Source organism: Staphylococcus sp. GDY8P72P, assembly GCF_016890655.1.
Taxonomy (GTDB): Bacteria; Bacillota; Bacilli; order Staphylococcales; family Staphylococcaceae; genus Staphylococcus; species Staphylococcus arlettae.
In genome coordinates this window covers 440,336-459,737 of the sequence record NZ_JAFEQJ010000006.1, presented here as the reverse complement: position 1 = coordinate 459,737, position 19,402 = coordinate 440,336, and the positions used below count along the sequence as shown (strand labels likewise).

The 19,402-nt window shown below is 34.7% G+C and carries 15 protein-coding genes and 1 pseudogene; 15 read left to right on the top strand and 1 reads right to left on the bottom strand.

Annotated features, from left to right (window positions below; translation table 11 throughout):
• Nucleotides 1-306 precede the first annotated feature (306 nt).
• The 11 genes and pseudogenes from pyrR to JVU85_RS03290 all read left to right on the top strand — a co-directional run bounded on the left by pyrR (nt 307) and on the right by JVU85_RS03290 (nt 12,118).
• Nucleotides 307-834 (top strand): bifunctional pyr operon transcriptional regulator/uracil phosphoribosyltransferase PyrR, encoded by a 528-nt coding sequence (gene pyrR, locus JVU85_RS03340; RefSeq protein WP_002510924.1) that lies wholly within the window; start codon nt 307-309, stop codon nt 832-834.
• Nucleotides 835-1,027: 193 nt separating this feature from the next.
• Nucleotides 1,028-2,331: pseudogene (locus JVU85_RS03335) on the top strand (uracil-xanthine permease family protein).
• Nucleotides 2,332-2,348: 17 nt separating this feature from the next.
• The gene (locus tag JVU85_RS03330) at nt 2,349-3,260 is read left to right on the top strand and encodes an aspartate carbamoyltransferase catalytic subunit (protein ID WP_002510926.1); all 912 of its coding nucleotides are present in this window, start codon (nt 2,349-2,351) and stop codon (nt 3,258-3,260) included.
• The gene (locus tag JVU85_RS03325) at nt 3,247-4,521 is read left to right on the top strand and encodes a dihydroorotase (protein ID WP_204172082.1); all 1,275 of its coding nucleotides are present in this window, start codon (nt 3,247-3,249) and stop codon (nt 4,519-4,521) included. Before JVU85_RS03330 ends, JVU85_RS03325 begins: the two co-directional genes overlap by 14 nt.
• On the top strand, nt 4,521-5,621 hold the full coding sequence (locus JVU85_RS03320; RefSeq protein ID WP_107376689.1) for a carbamoyl phosphate synthase small subunit: 1,101 nt from the start codon (nt 4,521-4,523) through the stop codon (nt 5,619-5,621). The genes JVU85_RS03325 and JVU85_RS03320 overlap by 1 nt, the downstream gene beginning before the upstream one ends.
• Entirely contained in the window at nt 5,614-8,787 is a 3,174-nt protein-coding gene (carB, locus tag JVU85_RS03315) for a carbamoyl-phosphate synthase large subunit (RefSeq protein ID WP_021458919.1), read from the top strand. The genes JVU85_RS03320 and carB overlap by 8 nt, the downstream gene beginning before the upstream one ends.
• Before the next feature lie 30 nt (nt 8,788-8,817).
• The gene (gene pyrF, locus JVU85_RS03310; RefSeq protein WP_021458918.1) at nt 8,818-9,510 is read left to right on the top strand and encodes an orotidine-5'-phosphate decarboxylase; all 693 of its coding nucleotides are present in this window, start codon (nt 8,818-8,820) and stop codon (nt 9,508-9,510) included.
• Nucleotides 9,511-10,122: an orotate phosphoribosyltransferase gene (gene pyrE, locus JVU85_RS03305; RefSeq protein WP_021458917.1), complete on the top strand. Its 612-nt coding sequence runs from the start codon at nt 9,511-9,513 to the stop codon at nt 10,120-10,122. It abuts the gene before it with no gap.
• A 24-nt stretch (nt 10,123-10,146) separates the two neighbouring features.
• Entirely contained in the window at nt 10,147-10,329 is a 183-nt protein-coding gene (locus JVU85_RS03300) for a hypothetical protein (RefSeq protein WP_002510932.1), read from the top strand.
• 451 nt (nt 10,330-10,780) lie between these two features.
• Nucleotides 10,781-11,626 carry a YitT family protein gene (locus JVU85_RS03295; RefSeq protein ID WP_002510933.1) on the top strand — a complete coding sequence of 282 codons (846 nt, stop codon included), beginning with the start codon at nt 10,781-10,783 and terminating at the stop codon, nt 11,624-11,626.
• Nucleotides 11,627-11,707: 81 nt separating this feature from the next.
• Nucleotides 11,708-12,118, top strand: coding sequence for a VOC family protein (locus JVU85_RS03290; protein ID WP_002510934.1), 411 nt, complete (start codon nt 11,708-11,710; stop codon nt 12,116-12,118).
• Between the two features lie 48 nt (nt 12,119-12,166).
• Here the strand turns inward: JVU85_RS03290 and JVU85_RS03285 are convergent, their stop codons facing one another.
• The gene (locus JVU85_RS03285) at nt 12,167-13,864 is read right to left on the bottom strand and encodes an Rqc2 family fibronectin-binding protein (protein WP_021458916.1); all 1,698 of its coding nucleotides are present in this window, start codon (nt 13,862-13,864) and stop codon (nt 12,167-12,169) included.
• Nucleotides 13,865-14,020: 156 nt separating this feature from the next.
• Between JVU85_RS03285 and gmk the strand changes: the two genes are divergently transcribed.
• The 4 genes from gmk (at nt 14,021) to priA (ending at nt 18,666) form a co-directional block, all read left to right on the top strand.
• Nucleotides 14,021-14,644, top strand: coding sequence for a guanylate kinase (gmk, locus tag JVU85_RS03280; RefSeq protein ID WP_002510936.1), 624 nt, complete (start codon nt 14,021-14,023; stop codon nt 14,642-14,644).
• Complete coding sequence (gene rpoZ / locus JVU85_RS03275) at nt 14,644-14,847, top strand: DNA-directed RNA polymerase subunit omega (protein ID WP_107389078.1); 204 nt, start codon at nt 14,644-14,646, stop codon at nt 14,845-14,847. Before gmk ends, rpoZ begins: the two co-directional genes overlap by 1 nt.
• 188 nt (nt 14,848-15,035) lie before the next feature.
• Complete coding sequence (gene coaBC, locus JVU85_RS03270; RefSeq protein WP_021458914.1) at nt 15,036-16,247, top strand: bifunctional phosphopantothenoylcysteine decarboxylase/phosphopantothenate--cysteine ligase CoaBC; 1,212 nt, start codon at nt 15,036-15,038, stop codon at nt 16,245-16,247.
• A 1-nt stretch (nt 16,248) separates the two neighbouring features.
• Nucleotides 16,249-18,666, top strand: coding sequence for a primosomal protein N' (gene priA, locus JVU85_RS03265; protein WP_021458913.1), 2,418 nt, complete (start codon nt 16,249-16,251; stop codon nt 18,664-18,666).
• Nucleotides 18,667-19,402 lie beyond the last annotated feature (736 nt).

Sequence of the window (19,402 nt, the reverse complement as noted above, 5' to 3'; positions counted from 1 at the left end):
AAAATAACTAGTGGGTTAAACTAATGACAGTTGAAAAAGAAAACGTTCATCTTTAATTGAAAGTCCAGAGAGGCTTCGAAGATATGAAAATATAGTTGGAATAGAGCATAATATTCTATATATTACAGGAGTTATCATACTTTTGTAGTGGACTACGTGAAGAAAGAGCTACCGGCGGGTAAGCCGTCCAGCGTTCGCGTGTCAGACTGTATATCTAAATCTCATGTCTTCAATGAAGATGTGAGGTTTTTTTGTATCATTGAAGCGCTAGTTATTTTTGAAAACACGAGGAGGCGAGTATATAACATGGCAGAACGAGTTATTATGGATGAGGCTGCGATACAAAGAACAGTAACACGAATTGCACATGAAATATTAGAATACAATAAAGGCACAGATAATCTAATATTACTTGGAATTAAAACACGTGGTGCTTTTTTAGCAAACCGCATACAACAAAAAATTAACTCAATTGAAAATATACAAGTTCCCACTGGTACAATTGATATTACGCAATTTCGAGATGACTTAGAACAAGTTTCAACGACTATGACTGAAAAGTCATATGAAATTGACGTGGATATTACGAATAAAGTAGTAATTATAATTGATGATGTATTATACACAGGCCGAACTGTGAGAGCATCATTAGACGCAGTACTTAAACATGCTCGACCTAAAAAAATTGGTCTAGCAACCTTAGTTGATCGAGGGCATCGTGAACTGCCAATAAGAGCAGATTTTGTTGGCAAGAATATACCTACTGCACGTCATGAAGATGTAGAAGTATTTGTAGATGAAATCGATGAGCAAAATGCAGTAATAATTAAATAGACCTTTTAATTCAGTACGAGAGACTGGAAAAGGAAGTGAGTCGCGATTAAGTTGCGGCTCACTTGATACAAACAAAATTTAGTATAGGTATAACTGTTGGCAGTTAAACGCTATTTAAATTACTTTGTATACCTTTGACGTCTCTTTACATGAATTCATGTAAAGAGTTTTTTTGAAGGGAAGCGAATTAAAAATGGAAAATGACATGATGTTTGAACGTACAGCTAAACCAGTGTTAGATGTACGAGATAGGCCAAAATTAGGAAAGTGGGCGTTTTTAAGTACACAGCACCTCTTTGCAATGTTTGGAGCAACAGTACTTGTCCCGTTCTTAACCGGATTGCCAATATCAGCAGCGTTAATTGCTTCAGGAGTTGGCACATTATTATATATCTTAATAACACAAGCAAAGATCCCGGCTTATTTAGGATCTAGTTTTGCTTTTATTACTCCAATCATTTCGGGTTTAAAAGCACACAATTTAGGAGACATGTTAGTTGCTTTGTTCATGAGTGGGGTAATGTACGTCATTATAGGCCTATTTATCAAAATCAGTGGTACCAACTGGTTAATGAATTTGCTCCCACCTGTAGTAGTTGGTCCTGTAATTATGGTCATTGGATTAAGTTTAGCTCCTACAGCAGTAAATATGGCGATGTTTGAAAATTCGAATGCTATGGAGGGCTATAACTTAAATTATTTAATAGTAGCAATGATTACGCTTGTAGTTACCGTCGTGGTCCAAGGTTATTTCAAAGGCTTTTTATCACTCATTCCTGTCTTAATAGGAATTGTGACTGGTTATGTAGTAGCGGCATTTATGGGAATTGTTAATTTTGCACCCATTGCGCAAGCAAAGTGGTTTGCGATTCCTGATATTTATTTACCATTCAAAGATTATACACCTACATTTCACTTAGGCTTAATCCTTATTATGATACCGATTGTCTTTGTCACTGTGAGTGAACATATTGGCCATCAAATGGTAATTAATAAAATTGTAGGTAAAAACTTCTTAAAGATCCTGGCTTAGATAAATCAATTATCGGCGACGGTGTATCGACAATGTTTGCTAGTATTATTGGCGGGCCACCAAGTACAACATATGGTGAGAACATTGGAGTACTGGCAATAACAAAAATTTATAGCATTTATGTTATTGGTGGTGCAGCAGTTATTGCAATAGTACTAGGTTTTGTAGGTAAATTTACAGCAATTATTTCATCAATACCGACACCAGTTATGGGTGGTGTTTCCATACTCTTGTTTGGAATCATCGCATCAAGTGGCTTGAGAATGTTAGTAGAAAGTGAAATCGACTTTGCACAAAATCGTAATTTAGTTATCGCATCTGTGATACTAGTAATTGGCATTGGTAATTTAATGCTGGATTTAAAAAGTACAGGTATTAACTTGCAAATAGAAGGCATGGCATTAGCGGCATTAGCAGGCATTATACTCAACGTAATTTTACCTAAATCCAACAAAGGCAGTTAAAGACTAGGAGGCTAATCATGAATCATCTATTATCTATGGAACATTTAACTACAGCTGAAATAAATACATTAATACAAAAGGCAATTGAATATAAAGAACAAGGAATTCAAACCACACAATTTGATAATAAATATGTTGCTAATTTATTTTTTGAAAACTCAACTAGAACAAAAAGTAGTTTTCTTGTGGCTGAGCAACAACTCGGTTTAAAATTAATAGATTTTGAAACATCAACTTCTTCGATTCAAAAGGGCGAGTCGTTATATGACACATGTAAAACACTTGAAAGTATTGGTGTGAACTTATTAATTATTCGACATTTCCAAAATGAATACTATGAAGAATTGAAAAACATTAACGTGCCAATTATCAATGCAGGCGATGGTAGTGGTCAGCATCCAACACAAAGTTTGCTAGATTTGATGACAATTTATGAAGAATATAGTTCTTTTGAAGGTATGAATGTTTTAATTTGTGGCGATATCAAAAATTCACGTGTCGCCAAAAGTAATTATTTTAGTTTGAAAGCTTTAGGAGCCAACGTAATGTTCTCCAGTCCTGAAGCATGGCGTGATGAAACATTAGATGCACCATATGTAGATATAGATGAAGTTATAGACCAAATCGACATTGTTATGCTGTTAAGAGTTCAGCATGAACGTCATGATAATGGTGATGTTAATACTTTTGAAACAAACAGTTATCATGAAGAATATGGTTTAACACAAGCAAGATATGATCAATTGCAAGCACATGCTATAGTAATGCACCCAGCACCGGTCAATAGAGGTGTAGAAATTGATAGTAACCTAGTAGAAGCATCAAAATCCAGAATATTTAGACAAATGGAAAATGGTATGTATTTAAGAATGGCTGTCATAGATTATATTTTACAAACGAAAGGGGAACAAACAAATGCAATTAATTAAAAACGCACAAATATTACGAGATGGTGAATTATCAGTAGCATCGATTTTGATAGAGGGAAAATATATTAAAGATATTGGCACGGATATTAGTGTAGATTCAACAGTAGAAGTTATTGACGCACAAGGTCAGTTCATAGCACCGGGTTTAATTGATGTGCATGTTCATTTAAGAGAGCCAGGTGGTGAGCATAAGGAAACTATAGAAACAGGAACAAAAGCAGCTGCACGAGGTGGCTTTACAACAGTTTGCCCTATGCCGAATACACGACCAGTACCAGACTCTGTCGACAATATAGAGCGTTTAAATCAATTAATTGCAAATAACGCACAAGTGCGGGTGCTACCTTACGCAGCTATTACTGAACGTCAAGCTGGTAAAAAGCATGTTGATTTTGCTGCGTTAGCAGAGCACAATGCATTTGCTTTTACAGATGATGGTGTTGGAGTACAAGAAGCAAGTATGATGTATGAAGCTATGCAACAAGCTGCAAAAGTCAATAAACCAGTTGTAGCACATTGTGAGGATAACAGTCTAATTTATGGAGGGGCTATGCATGAAGGTAAACGTAGTGAAGCATTAGGAATACCAGGCATTCCCAATATTTGTGAAGCAGTGCAAATTGCTAGAGATGTATTACTAGCGGAAGCAGCTAATGCACATTATCATGTTTGTCACGTATCTACTAAAGAGAGTGTTCGTGCAATTAGAGATGCTAAACAAGCTGGTATTCATGTGACAGCAGAAGTAACACCGCATCATTTGTTGTTAACTGAAGACGACGTACCTGGTGACGACGCAATTTTCAAAATGAATCCTCCATTAAGAAGTCAAGAAGATCGAGCGGCATTACTCGAAGGCTTAGTAGATGGAACGATTGACTGTATTGCTACTGATCACGCACCACATGCTGCAGACGAAAAAGCACAACCTATGACTAAGGCACCATTCGGTATTGTAGGTAGTGAAACAGCATTCCCGCTGTTATATACGCATTTTGTAAAAAATGGCAGTTGGACATTACAACAACTTGTAGATTATTTAACGATAAAACCGGCACAAACGTTTGATTTACCTTATGGTAAGTTGGAAGAAGGTAGCTTGGCAGATTTGACGATTATCAATTTAGATACTGAACGTGAAATTAAAGCTGAAGATTTCCATTCTAAGGCGTTTAATACACCATTCTTAGGTTACAAAGTATATGGTAATCCAGTACTAACAATGGTCGAAGGTGAAGTGAAATTTAAGGAGGAAATGTAATGTTAAAAACGCGTTATCTCGTATTAGAAGATGGATCATATTATGAAGGGTACCAATTAGGTTCAGATCAACTTACAATTGGCGAAATTGTATTTAATACAGCAATGACAGGCTATCAAGAAACTATTTCAGACCCGTCATATACTGGACAAATCATTACATTTACGTACCCGTTAATTGGTAATTATGGTATTAACAGAGATGATTTTGAATCGTTAATTCCCACGCTTAATGGTGTAGTGGTGAAGGAAGCAAGTGCCAAACCAAGTAATTTTAGAATGAAAAAAACGTTGCATGAAGTGCTCGTTGAATATGATATACCAGGTATTTCAGGTGTAGATACGCGCAGTATTACACGTAAAATTAGACAACATGGTGTTTTGAAAGCAGCTTTTACTGACAATAAAGAAGAAATTACTCAAATCGTAGATAAGTTAAAAACATATGTGTTACCACACAATGAAGTGGAAACTGTCTCTACAAAAACATCATATATTTCAACTGGATATAAATATAGTGTAGTATTAGTAGACTTTGGAAAAAAAGAAAATATCGTGCGTGAACTGAATGCCCGAGGTTGTAATGTGACGGTCGTACCACATAATACTACAGCTGATGAAATTATAAGAATGGAGCCAGATGGCGTAATGTTATCCAATGGTCCAGGTGATCCAGAAGCGGTCAAAGAAGCAGTAACAATGATTAAAGGTATCTTAGGACAAATTCCATTTTTCGGTATATGTTTAGGCCATCAACTATTTGCCCTTTCTCAAGGTGCACAATCATTTAAAATGAAATTTGGTCACCGTGGTGCAAACCACCCAGTTAAAGACTTGAAAACTAATAAAATAGCTTTAACTAGTCAAAACCATGGTTATGCGATAGATAAAGATTCGCTACAAAACACTGATTTAGAAGTAACGCATATAGCTATCAATGACGGAACAGTTGAAGGATTGAGACATAAATTTTTACCGGCTTTTTCTGTTCAATACCATCCAGAAGCATGCCCTGGTCCTTCTGATTCTAATTACTTATTTGATGAATTTATTGAGATGATGAACAACTTTAATACAAAGGAGTCAATTGCCAATGCCTAAACGTAATGATATAAAAACAATATTAGTAATCGGATCTGGACCTATAATAATTGGTCAAGCTGCAGAATTTGATTATGCTGGAACACAGGCTTGTTTAGCTTTAAAAGAAGAAGGCTACAAAGTCATTTTAGTAAACTCAAACCCTGCAACAATCATGACTGATAAAGAAATTGCTGACAAAGTCTATATTGAACCACTAACGCACGATTTTATTGCACGAATAATACGAAAAGAACAACCAGATGCATTATTACCAACGCTTGGTGGTCAAACAGGCTTAAATATGGCAATACAATTACATAATAGTGGTGTACTCGCTACAAATAATGTGCAATTACTTGGTACAGAATTGGACTCTATTCAACAAGCAGAAGATAGAGAGTTATTCAGAACATTAATGAACGATTTGGATGTACCAGTACCAGAAAGTGACATTGTCAATACAGTTGAACAAGCATTCGAATTTAAAGAGCGTGTTGGATATCCATTAATAGTAAGACCTGCGTTCACTATGGGCGGTACTGGTGGCGGTATTTGTTACAACGATGAAGACTTACAAGAAATAGTCTCTAACGGCCTACATTACAGTCCAGCTACACAATGTTTGATTGAAAAATCTATCGCAGGATTTAAAGAAATCGAGTATGAAGTTATGCGTGACAAAAATGATAATGCAATTGTTGTGTGTAATATGGAAAACATTGACCCTGTAGGTATTCATACTGGAGATTCAGTTGTGGTAGCGCCGAGTCAAACATTATCAGATATCGAGTATCAAATGTTACGCGATGTATCCTTAAAAGTAATACGTGCATTAGGAATTGAAGGTGGATGTAATGTGCAGTTAGCTTTAGATCCACATTCTATGTCCTATTACATTATCGAGGTTAATCCTCGAGTGTCACGTTCGTCTGCACTTGCGTCTAAGGCAACTGGTTATCCAATAGCAAAATTAGCAGCTAAAATTGCTATTGGTTTAACACTTGATGAAATGTTAAACCCTATAACTGGAACTTCATATGCTGCATTCGAACCAGCGTTGGATTATGTTATTTCAAAAATCCCACGTTTCCCGTTCGATAAATTTGAAAAAGGTGAGCGTATATTAGGTACACAAATGAAGGCCACTGGTGAAGTTATGGCAATAGGTCGGACGTATGAAGAGTCATTACTAAAAGCTATACGTTCATTAGAATATGGTGTCCATCATTTAGGATTACCTAATGGCGAAACTTACGATTTAGACTATATTAAAAATCGTATTCAAGACCAAGATGATGAGCGATTATTCTTTATTGGTGAAGCTATTCGTCGAGGGACAACATTAGAAGAAATTCATGACATGACACAAATTGATTATTTCTTTTTAAATAAATTTCAACATATTATCGATATCGAGCACGATTTAAAAGCACATAAAGGTGATATCAATTATTTAAAATTTGCCAAAAATTACGGTTTCAGCGACCGCGTTATAGCACATCGTTTTGAAATGACTGAGCAAGAAGTATATGAATTGAGAAAAGCACATGGTATAACACCGGTGTACAAGATGGTTGATACTTGTGCAGCTGAGTTTGAGTCAGCAACGCCTTATTATTATGGAACTTATGAACAAGAAAATGAATCAGCAGTAACAGAAAAAGACAAAATCCTAGTACTTGGTTCTGGACCAATTCGTATCGGTCAAGGCGTTGAATTCGATTACGCAACGGTGCATGCAGTGTGGGCAATACAAGATGCAGGTTATGAAGCAATCATAGTTAATAATAACCCTGAGACAGTTTCTACAGACTTTTCAATTTCTGATAAGTTGTATTTCGAACCACTAACTGAAGAAGATGTTATGAGCATTATTGATTTAGAGCAACCTAAAGGCGTTGTTGTTCAATTTGGCGGACAAACAGCAATTAATCTTGCAGACAAATTAAGTAAGCATGGTGTGCAAATATTAGGAACAACGTTAGATGATTTAAATCGTGCTGAAGATAGAAAAGAGTTTGAGGCATTATTGCATACAATTGATGTACCGCAACCACAAGGGAAAACAGCAACATCACCAAAAGAGGCACTTGCAAATGCTCAAACAATTGGTTATCCGGTAGTAGTACGACCATCGTATGTACTTGGTGGTAGAGCTATGGAAATTGTTTACAGTGATGAAGAACTAGAAAATTATATGAATCAAGCAGTTAAAGCTAGTCCTGATCATCCTGTGTTAGTAGACCGTTATTTAACAGGTAAAGAAATTGAAGTGGACGCCATTAGCGATGGCGAAACGGTAATTATTCCTGGAATTATGGAACACATTGAACGAGCGGGAGTACATTCTGGTGATTCCATTGCAGTTTATCCACCACAAACATTAACGCAAGCAGAGATTTATACATTGGAAGATTATACTATTAGATTAGCAAAAGGATTAAATATTGTAGGTCTCATCAACATCCAATTTGTAATTGCACATGACGGTGTTTATGTACTTGAAGTAAACCCACGTTCTAGTCGTACTGTACCTTTTTTAAGCAAAATTACAAATATCCAAATGGCACAACTCGCAATGAAAGCAATAATGGGTGAAAAATTAAAATCATTAGGCTACCAAGAAGGCATTCAAGCATATACCGAAGGCGTCTTTGTTAAAGCACCCGTATTCAGTTTCAATAAATTAAAAAATGTCGATGTTACATTAGGGCCTGAAATGAAATCTACTGGCGAAGTAATGGGTAAAGATCAAACTTTAGAAAAAGCATTATTTAAAGGTTTAACAGCAAGTGGAGTGGAAGTTAAAGATCATGGTACTGTACTAATGACTGTCAGTGATAAGGATAAAGAAGAAATTGTGTTGTTAGCACAACGTTTAAATGAAGTGGGTTATAAGATATTAGCTACAGAAGGTACAGCACAGAAATTAATGGAACATCATATTCCCGTTGAAATTGTAGGTAAAATTGGTGCTGAAGGTGATTTGTTAACGCGCATCCAAAATGGAGAAGTTCAAATTGTCATTAATACCATGACTAAAGGGAAAGAAGTGGAAAGAGATGGTTTCCAAATTAGAAGAACTACAGTTGAAAATGGTGTACCATGTCTCACATCTTTAGATACAGCAAGTGCACTTACAAATGTAATAGAAAGTATGACATTTACTATGAGCAACATGTAATTATCATGAATAAGAGGTGTAAAGACGTTGATGAAGAATCTACCAATTATAGCATTAGATTTCGATTCTGCTAGTGCAGTGCATGACTTTTTAGATCAATTTGATGAACCTTTATTTGTTAAAATAGGGATGGAACTATTTTATCAAACTGGGCCTCAATTAATAGACGAAATTAAAGCTAAAGGTCATAACATATTTTTAGATTTAAAACTACATGATATTCCTAATACTGTAGGTAAAGCCATGGAAGGATTAAGTAAGTTAAATGTTGATTTAGTAAATGTGCATGCTGCAGGTGGCATCATGATGATGAAGCAAGCAGTCCAAGGACTGCGTAAATACAACCAAGACATTAAAATTATAGCTGTAACCCAGTTAACATCAACTTCAGAAGCAATGCTACATGACGAACAAAAAATAAACACCACTATGGATGAAGCGGTACTAAATTATGCATCATTAGCACATACTGCGGGTTTAGATGGTGTAGTGTGTTCACCGCTTGAAACGACAATGTTAACCGAACAGTTTGGTCCAACATTTTTGAAAGTTACACCTGGTATAAGATTAAACAGTGCAACAACTGATGATCAACAGCGTATTACAACACCACAACAAGCAAAAGAATTGGGATCTACGCATATTGTAGTCGGTAGACCAATTACTCAAAGTGATTCGCCAGTTGAACAATACAATATTATTAAAGAAAGTTGGTTACAATAAATGACAAAAGCGATTGCACAATCATTATTAGATATAAAAGCGGTGAGTTTATCTCCTAATAATTTATTTACGTGGAGTTCTGGAATTAAATCACCTATTTACTGTGATAATCGAGTTACATTAGGATATCCAACTGTGAGAAAAGCAATTAGAGACGGTTTGACTGATTTAATAAAGCATCATTTTCCAGATGCACAAGTCGTGTCAGGTACTGCTACTGCAGGAATCCCACACGCTGCATATATCTCAGAACAATTGGATTTACCTATGAATTACGTTCGATCAAAAAGTAAAAGTCACGGAAAACAAAATCAAATTGAAGGTGCAACATGCGAACAGCAAAAGGTAGTTGTAGTTGAAGATCTCATATCTACTGGAGGCTCTTCCATTGCAGCAGTTAATGCATTAAAAGAAGCAGGTGCAGAAGTGTTAGGTGTTGTAGCTATATTTACTTACGGTTTAAAAAAAGCTGATGATCAATTCGCTGCAGAAAAGTTGCCATTTTATACACTGAGTGACTATAACGAATTGATTGAAGTTGCACAAGAAAATGGAGAAATTTCTGCTAATGATATACAGACTTTAGTTGATTGGAGAGACAACTTGTCATAAAATGATAGGTGGAGGAGATACTCTATGTCCAATAACCCAGATGAGATTTATCGAAAATTTTCGCATGTAAATAAATTTTTACAAAAAGATGAAGATTTTAGACACAATGTAAAACAAGAGAATAGTCATGAATGGCTGTCGAATTCAACAGACAAAGATATTTTTAAAAAAGCAAAGTCCGATATCAAGCAAAAAGGACATATTTAAAACCACATAAATAAGAGGTCGAGACAAAATAGTGTGCACACATCATTGTGAGTGGATACATTATTTTGAATCTCGACCCCTTTTTATATTTATCTAATATAAAGTTTAATTAATAAGTAACCGATTAATAAGACAAGAACAGCAATAGCTACAGGAATAATATAAAACATCATAAATTAAAACCTCCATAGGTATTTGTTATTAATTTTAACGGTTTCTATATAAATGTAAAGTTTTGGCTTTCTATAAACCCGACTATTAAATATATCATGAGTAAAATTCCAAAGCAATTTTGCAAGCTATTTATTGTAATGAAGCTTTAAAGCTAACGTGATGAGAGTTATGTCTTTTTGAGTGAAATATGCTACACTAATTTTATTTCTATGCAATTAAATAAAAGTGTTGAGGTAGTAACATCAATATAAGAAACTACTGGGGGTTAAAAGATCATATGAAAAAATTTATACAAGAACATTATAAAAACGTCTTATTTTGTTTAATTGGCTCATTTATCAATGCACTTGGTGTTAATTTGTTTATTATTGGTGCCAATATGGGGGACGGTGGTACGATAGGTATCGCGTTGGCATTAAAATATACATTAGGATTTTCTCCTGCAATAAGTTCATTAATTATTAATACCCTCGTTATTATAATTGGTTGGAAATTTTTAAGTAAATGGACTGCAGTATATACGTTTATTACAAACACTTCACTCTCGTTATTTTTAGATTTAACGAGTAGTTGGCACCTTGGACTGCATGATTTTATTATTAGTGCAGTATTTGGCGGTGTCTTTATTGGTATTGGTTCAGGTTTTATCATAGCTGCCAACAGTACTTCTGGTGGTACCTCAGTTGTAGCAAAAATGCTTAATAAATATTTTGACGTGAAAACATCACAGGGCATTTTTATTTTAGATGGTATTGTGGTATTATCATTTTTACTCGTATTACCAGTCAAAAATGTCTTGTTCACTGTAATAATGCTCTTTATTACAGAAAGAGCTACAGCATTTATTGTCGAAGGCTTTAATCCGAAAAAAGCAGTTACTGTTATTTCGTCAGAGAATGAGAAAATTAGTGATGCCATTAATTCCTTTACTGGAAGAGGGTCCACACTGCTTAATGGTAAAGGTGGTTACGGAAAAACTGAAACGAGTATGCTGTATGTCGTAGTACCTCAATCACAAGTTACTCGTGTAAAAAGGATGATAAGTGAGATTGATGATAATGCATTTTTAGTTATTCATGATGTTCGTGATGTCTTAGGTAATGGATTTATGAATGTGAAGTGATGGATCGTACAGCGCTTTATTCGATTTCTCAAAGTATATGTTTTATCATTAAGTTACTGAAGTAATGAAAGGGGAATTAGAATGAGCATACCCAAAGTCACAACATTTTTAATGTTTAACGGTAATGCTGAAGAAGCAATAAATCTCTACATGGATGCTTTTGAAGATGCTGAAATATTATCGATGGTCAAATATGACGAAGAGAGTGGGGAAATGGCTGGTGCAGTACAGCACGCTATTTTTAGAATTAAAGACCAAGTGTTAATGGCCATTGATAATATAAATGGAGTCGATATAGAAATAACACCAGCAATGTCTCTATATGTAACAGTTGATAATGCAATGGAGATGGAACGTTTATTTAGTAAATTAAAAAGTGGTGGTGCTATTTTAATGCCGAAAACGGAAATGCCACCAACTTTCAAAGAATTTACATGGATTGTTGACCGTTTTGGAGTCAATTTCCAACTTGCCTTACCAGAAGAAAATTAATAATAAAAATCCGAAGTTCTATGCAATGACAGAACTTCGGATTTTTGTTTATTCGTTTTTCATAGATTGAATGTGATTATAATCTGGTGTTACAAATAAAGTTTTTTGATTATCATAAGTGACAAAACCTGGTTTGGCACCTGAAGGCTTATGCACATGTCGAATTTCAGTGTAATCTACAGGTATTTGACTAGATAATCCAGCTTTAGAAAAATAACCTGCTAACATAGCCGCTTCTTTAATGGTATTTTCCGTAGGATTGTCAGCCAATATAACTACATGTGACCCAGGAATATCTTTAGTATGGAACCATAAGTGATGTTTTGCTGCTTTTTTATTCGTTAAATGGTCATTTTGCTTATTGTTTTTACCGACTAATATGGGCATACCATCTGTTGATGTGTAACTTTGTAAATGTATAGTGTGTTTCTTTTTTTGTTTTTTTTGTTTTCGTTGCTTCATAAATCCTTGTTCAGCAAGCTCATCTCTTATATCATCAATTTCATCAACTGAAATGTGCGTTAACTGTTGCTCTATACTTTCAAAGTAAGCAATGTTTTCTTGTGTTAATTCCATTTGATGTTGTAATTCATGTTCACGTGTTTTCAATTTATTGTATTGTTTATAATAATGTTGAGCATTAACTGATGGTGATTTTGTTGGATTTAATGGAATTGTCAATTCTTCGTTCGTATAATAATTCAATACTGTAACACTATCATCACCTTGTGCAATACGATAAATATTAGCAGTAATCAATTCACCAAACAGCTGTTGTTGTTCTTTGTCCTTAGTTCCTTCCAGTTCAGCTGCCAATTTGGATAATTTATTTTGATTTTTTTGCAATTGTTGATGAACAAATTTTACTAAATCATTCGCACGTTGTTTAACACGTTCGCGTTCGCCACGTGCATCATAGTAGCGATCTAATAGTTCATTTAATGAAGCATAAGTTGTTATATCATCATCGAATTGGTGCAGGCGCATAAAATAAAAATCCTCTTTGCCTGTTTCGTGATTTTTGTGGAATATAGGTACAGGTGTTTCATTTACTTCAGCCATAACTTCATCAAATGCCACTGGTAAAGTTTGTGTTGTCATAAATTGTTGCCTATTAACAATTTCATTTGCAATTAACGGACTAAAGCCTTCAAACGTATTGAGTAACTGCTTAGCAATTTTACCGCTATTAAAATCAATGTATTGTAAAGCATCCGTACCAGTCACGTTGAATGGATTAATTTTATTTTGTGTTGGCGGTGCATCATAAGTAAAACCAGGCATTACAGTACGATATTGATTTGTGTTAGGAGTAAGATGTTTAAAGCCATCGATGATTTTACGCTTATCATCAACTAAGATTAAGTTACTATGTTTACCCATAATTTCTAAAATAATTGTGCGGTATATAGTGTCACCAATTTCATCCTTGCTTTCGACATCAATTTCAATACGACGATCATTGTCGATTTGACGAATTGCTTGAATAAACCCACCCTCTAAATGCTTACGAAAGACACGTGCAAACATAGGTGGGTTAAATGGATTGTCATATTTTTTATCCGTAATTTGTAGACGAGAAAAATTTGGATGTATAGATAGTAATAGTTGGTGATTTTTGCGATTTTGACGAACTACCATAATAATTGTATCGTTTTCGGGTTGATTAATTTTATGAATTCTACCACGTGTTAAAAATTGTAGAGATTCAATCATTTTTCTAGTGAACAGGCCATCATATGCCATTTTTTTCAGCCACCTTACATTAAGTCATTCATTTAATTGTAACATGTAGAGAATCATGAGTCATAGTTAAAGTTTATATGAGTATGCTATACAACTGAAGTGTGGTTATGGTATTATATGTTAATAATATAGTATAGCTTAGAGAGGTTATAAGTCATGGATAATGAGAAAGGTTTGTTAATCGTTCTTTCTGGGCCATCCGGTGTTGGAAAAGGTACGGTAAGAAAAAAAATATTTGATGATCCAACTACTTCCTACAAATATTCTATTTCGATGACGACACGTGAAATGCGTGAAGGAGAAGTAGATGGTGTAGATTATTTCTTCAAAACTAAGGCTGAATTTGAAGAATTGATTAAACAAGATCAATTTATCGAATATGCAGAATATGTTGGAAATTATTATGGTACGCCAGTTCAATATGTTAAAGATACAATGGACCAAGGTCATGATGTTTTTCTAGAGATTGAAGTCGAAGGTGCGAAGCAAGTACGTAAAAAATTTCCAGATGCGTTATTTATTTTTCTGGCACCGCCGAGTTTAGACCATTTACGTGAACGTTTGGTTGGTCGAGGTACAGAATCGGATGAAAAAATCCAAAGCCGTGTGCTAGAAGCACGCAATGAAGTTGAAATGATGAATTTATACGATTATGTGGTAGTTAATGACGAAGTTGATTTAGCTAAACAACGTATACAATCTATTGTTGCTGCAGAGCATTTAAAAAGAGAACGTATTGAAGCAAAGTATAGAAAAATGATATTGGAGGCCAAAAAATAATGTTATATCCACCATTAAACCAATTAACTGACAAAATTACTTCTAAATATTTAGTAGCTACTACGGCTGCTAAACGTGCAAGAGAATTAGAAGATCACGAAGACACTGAATTATTAGAGAGATACCGTTCTAAAAAAGCTGTAGGCAGAGCTTTAGAAGAAATTGCTGGCGGTAAAGTATATCCTGATAAAGTTAAAAAATAACTTTTCTAAGCTATTGGAATATTGATAGATTGGCACACCCTGAAATTCAAGGTGTGTCTTTTTTATAACAATGTTTTTTTGTGTATAATGATTTTAATAGCACTTATAATAGTGACGATATTTCTGTTACTTAAGTAGCAATAGATAATTAAACAGAGACCGATGTTAAACATGGAGGTAAATGGAAAATGAAACGAATTTTATTAGCCGTTTCGGGTGGCATTGCAGCATATAAAGCCATTGATTTAACGAGTAAATTAACTCAAGCAGGATATGAAGTTAGGGTTATGCTCACTGAAAATGCACAAGAATTTGTAACACCATTAGCGTTTCAAGCAATTAGTAGAAATCCAGTCTATACCAATACTTTTAAAGAAGAAAATCCTGCTGAAATTCAACATGTCGCATTAGGTGATTGGGCAGATGCAATTGTCGTGGCACCAGCAACAGCAAATCTAATTGCTAAATTAAGTAATGGCATTGCAGATGATATGATAACGTCTACCTTATTAGCTACAGAAACACCTACATTTATTGCACCGGCTATGAATGTACACATGTATGAAAATAACAGAACGCAACATAATATGGCTGTTTTGAAATCAGATGGCTATCAATTTTTAGAACCTGGTGAAGGGTATTTAGCATGCGGTTATGTAGCAAAAGGGCGTATGGAAGAACCGCTTCAAATTTTAACGCGTTTAGAAACATTCTTTAACGAAGAGCCAGTAACAAATCACACACATAGTTCCTTTGCTGGCAAGCGTGCTTTAGTAACTGCAGGACCAACTATAGAAGAATTGGATCCAGTGCGTTATTTGTCAAACCATTCTTCAGGTAAAATTGGATATGCTTTATCAGAAGCATTGGCTGATAGAGGTGCCAAAGTAACATTAGTGTCGGGACCCACCCATTTAGCTCAGCCTGAACACGCAAATATTGAAGTGATACAAGTACAAAGCGCCGAAGAAATGTTCGAAGCGGTGAAGTCTAAATACAAACAGATAGACATTGTTTTTAAAGCAGCTGCAGTATCTGACTATACACCAGCAGAAGCGTTAACGCATAAATTAAAAAAGCAAGATGGCGAATTAGCTGTCACATTTAAACGTACACCGGATATTTTAAAATATTTAGGGGAACATAAAACACATCAATATTTAGTGGGCTTTGCTGCTGAAACTCAACATATTACAGAATATGCTCAACAGAAACTACAAAAGAAGAATGCCAATGTAATTATCGCTAACAACGTAGGTGATAAGTCAATTGGATTTAGCTCGGATGACAATGATTATACAATGCATTTTGCTAATCAAGAGGTTATAGCATTAGGTAAAGATACTAAAATTAGTTTAGCAGCGAAAATTTTAGACGCATTAGAAACTAGGTGGCAATAAAATGATAGCAAAAGTAATCGTCGACATACCATCGAAAAGTGTAGATTTCACCTTTGATTACATTATTCCTCAACGATTACAATTTATGATAGCAGTTGGAATGAGAGTTATAGTGCCATTTGGCCCACGTACGGTACAAGGTTATGTAATGCAAATATCTGAAGAACCAGATTCATCCATTGAGCTTTCAAAGTTAAAAGAAATCAAAGAAATACAAGATATTAAACCTGAACTGACTACTGAATTAATAGACTTAAGTGCATGGTTTAGTAAATATTTTGTGACCAAACGCATTTCTATTTTAGAAATCATGCTACCAAGTGCGCTCAAAGCTAAATATACGAAAGTTTTTACTATACAAGATACTGAGCAAGTTCCGAGTCACTTACTAGCAAAATTTGATTCACAGGGACAATATGCATACAAAGAAGCACAAAAAAATAACGACTTAGAGTCGCTATCTCAATTGTTATCAATAGGTGTCGTTGCGGAACAAACGATATTATCGCAAAATACTAAAAAGAAAAAACAACGTGCAGTCAAAGTTGTGCCAGAAGTGGACCATGAAGCGGTATTAAATGATCTAGCAAGTACTAAAAAATTACAAAAACAACATGACTTATATGCCTACTTACTCGAAGAACAACATCATACAGTATTATTAACAGAGCTAGAATCAATGGCATTTTCTAAATCAAGTATTGATGGTCTTGTGAATAAAGGTTGGATAGAAAAGTATGATACTGTAATTTCTCGTGATCCATTTGAAGCTAGAGTCTTTGAAAAAGAAGACAATCAACAACTAACTGCAGATCAGCAACAAGCATATAATAGTATATTAGAAACGATAAAAGCCGAAAAACAACAAACATATTTATTACATGGGGTTACAGGTTCAGGTAAAACGGAAATTTATTTACAAACTATCGAAGAAGTATTAAATAAAGGGCAACAAGCCATGATGTTAGTACCAGAAATTGCATTAACTCCACAAATGGTATTGCGATTTAAACGGCGTTTTGGTGATGATGTTGCGGTGCTTCACTCAGGCTTATCTAAAGGCGAACGCTATGACGAATGGCAAAAAATTCGTGATGGTCAAGCGAGTGTTAGCGTAGGTGCACGTTCCAGTGTATTCGCCCCTTTTAAAAATTTAGGGATGATTATTATTGATGAGGAACATGAATCTTCATATAAACAAGAAGACTATCCTCGTTATCATGCTAAAGACATTGCAGAATGGCGTAGCCAATACCATCAGTGTCCATTAGTTTTAGGAAGTGCTACACCAAGTTTAGAATCATATGCACGTGCTGAAAAGGGTGTTTATCAATTATTATCTTTACCGAATAGGGTAAATAATCAAGCGTTACCAGAAATAGATATTGTTGATATGCGTAAAGAATTAAGTGAGGGCAATCGTTCGATGTTTTCAGAGAATTTACGTAGCGCTATTCAACAACGGTTAGATAATAAAGAACAAATCGTCCTTTTTCTAAATCGTCGTGGTTATGCTTCATTTATGTTATGTCGTGACTGTGGTCATGTACCACAATGCCCAAATTGTGATATTTCGTTGACGTACCATAAATCATCAGACTTACTAAAGTGTCATTATTGTGGCCATCAAGAACAACCGACAAATCAATGTCCAAATTGCGAAAGCGAGCATATACGTCAAGTTGGTACCGGAACACAGCGTGTAGAAGAATTGCTACAACAAGTATTTTCAGAAGCACAAATTATAAGGATGGATGTAGATACTACGTCGAGAAAAGGTGCTCATGAAAAATTGTTAAATGATTTTGGTGCAGGCAAAGGTGATATTTTACTAGGCACACAGATGATAGCTAAAGGGTTAGATTTTCCTAATATTACTTTAGTAGGTGTCTTAAATGCGGATACGATGCTCAACTTACCAGACTTTAGATCAAGTGAACGCACTTATCAATTGTTAACTCAAGTCTCAGGTAGAGCTGGAAGACATGAAAAAGAAGGCCAAGTAATTATACAAACATATAATCCTGAACATTATGCTATAAAAGATGTGCAAGCGAATGATTTCACTGCATTTTATTATAAAGAGATGAATTATCGAAAATTAGGTAAATATCCACCATATTTCTTTTTGATTAATTTTACGATAGCACATCAAAATATGAAAAAAGTTATGGAAGCATCTAAACATATTCATCAAATATTATTACAACACATTTCTGATAAAGCTTTTGTTTTAGGTCCGTCACCAGCTGCTTTGTCACGTATAAACAACGAATATCGCTTTCAAATACTGGTAAAATATAAAAATGAACCAGCATTACATGAAGCTTTACAATATTTAGATGATTATTATCATGAACAATATATAAAAGACAAATTATCGTTAAAAATAGATATCAATCCACAAATGATGATGTAAAATAGGTTGATAAATGGCTTTATGCCAATATTTTCAAGAGTTTGATTACCTTATTAAATAATAAAAAGGGCAGATAGTTTAACTTGAACTATTCACTAAGCTAGAGAAAAGATACCTGAAAGATTTAAACAGTTCATATACAGAACAGAGATAAACCCTTCGCATTAATTTGCGAAGGGTTTATTTATTTCAATTTATATGTTGTAGTGATTTATGCCTATTTTTACGAGAAAAGCACGAGCCGAAGACTAAATAGGCTGAGGCAGTGCCCGCGGAAAGCATGCACAAAAACTGCCAACAAAGTCTAAGTCCAATTTCACATTGACTTAATGTAATAAATAATTATTAGGAAATAATTCAGAGATAAACATCATTTTAGTTGATCTCAATTGTCATTTGATGTATTCAACATAATAGACAACTTTACTACTTAATATAAATACCAATATTTTCCTATCATAAATGGCAGCTTTTTGAGCTGACTCCTGTGGGAAAAGCACGAGCCGAAGACTAAATAGGCTGAGGCAGTGCCCGCGGAAAGCATGCACAAAAACTGCCAACAAAGACGGTAACTTTGTCGACAGTCTGCTATAGAATGATGTCTCTATAGATGGAAGAATATTTAATCATTGATGTTAAATTATTGTTTTTACTAACAATAATTAATATTTTACCTTTCAATTATACTGTCTATACAAACATATAAATGAATTATAGAATTTACTATGTGGAGTGA

Excerpts from the sequence above, each read along its gene's own strand:
- gmk (WP_002510936.1), top strand. The coding sequence starts at position 14,021 with ATGGATAATGAGAAAGGTTTGTTAATCGTTCTTTCTGGGCCATCCGGT.
- JVU85_RS03300 (WP_002510932.1), top strand. The coding sequence starts at position 10,147 with ATGTCCAATAACCCAGATGAGATTTATCGAAAATTTTCGCATGTAAAT.
- carB (WP_021458919.1), top strand. The coding sequence starts at position 5,614 with ATGCCTAAACGTAATGATATAAAAACAATATTAGTAATCGGATCTGGA.
- JVU85_RS03290 (WP_002510934.1), top strand. The coding sequence starts at position 11,708 with ATGAGCATACCCAAAGTCACAACATTTTTAATGTTTAACGGTAATGCT.
- rpoZ (WP_107389078.1), top strand. The coding sequence starts at position 14,644 with ATGTTATATCCACCATTAAACCAATTAACTGACAAAATTACTTCTAAA.
- pyrR (WP_002510924.1), top strand. The coding sequence starts at position 307 with ATGGCAGAACGAGTTATTATGGATGAGGCTGCGATACAAAGAACAGTA.
- pyrF (WP_021458918.1), top strand. The coding sequence starts at position 8,818 with ATGAAGAATCTACCAATTATAGCATTAGATTTCGATTCTGCTAGTGCA.
- priA (WP_021458913.1), top strand. The coding sequence starts at position 16,249 with ATGATAGCAAAAGTAATCGTCGACATACCATCGAAAAGTGTAGATTTC.
- JVU85_RS03295 (WP_002510933.1), top strand. The coding sequence starts at position 10,781 with ATGAAAAAATTTATACAAGAACATTATAAAAACGTCTTATTTTGTTTA.
- JVU85_RS03330 (WP_002510926.1), top strand. The coding sequence starts at position 2,349 with ATGAATCATCTATTATCTATGGAACATTTAACTACAGCTGAAATAAAT.
- pyrE (WP_021458917.1), top strand. The coding sequence starts at position 9,511 with ATGACAAAAGCGATTGCACAATCATTATTAGATATAAAAGCGGTGAGT.
- JVU85_RS03285 (WP_021458916.1), bottom strand. The coding sequence starts at position 13,864 with ATGGCATATGATGGCCTGTTCACTAGAAAAATGATTGAATCTCTACAA.
- JVU85_RS03320 (WP_107376689.1), top strand. The coding sequence starts at position 4,521 with ATGTTAAAAACGCGTTATCTCGTATTAGAAGATGGATCATATTATGAA.
- JVU85_RS03325 (WP_204172082.1), top strand. The coding sequence starts at position 3,247 with ATGCAATTAATTAAAAACGCACAAATATTACGAGATGGTGAATTATCA.
- coaBC (WP_021458914.1), top strand. The coding sequence starts at position 15,036 with ATGAAACGAATTTTATTAGCCGTTTCGGGTGGCATTGCAGCATATAAA.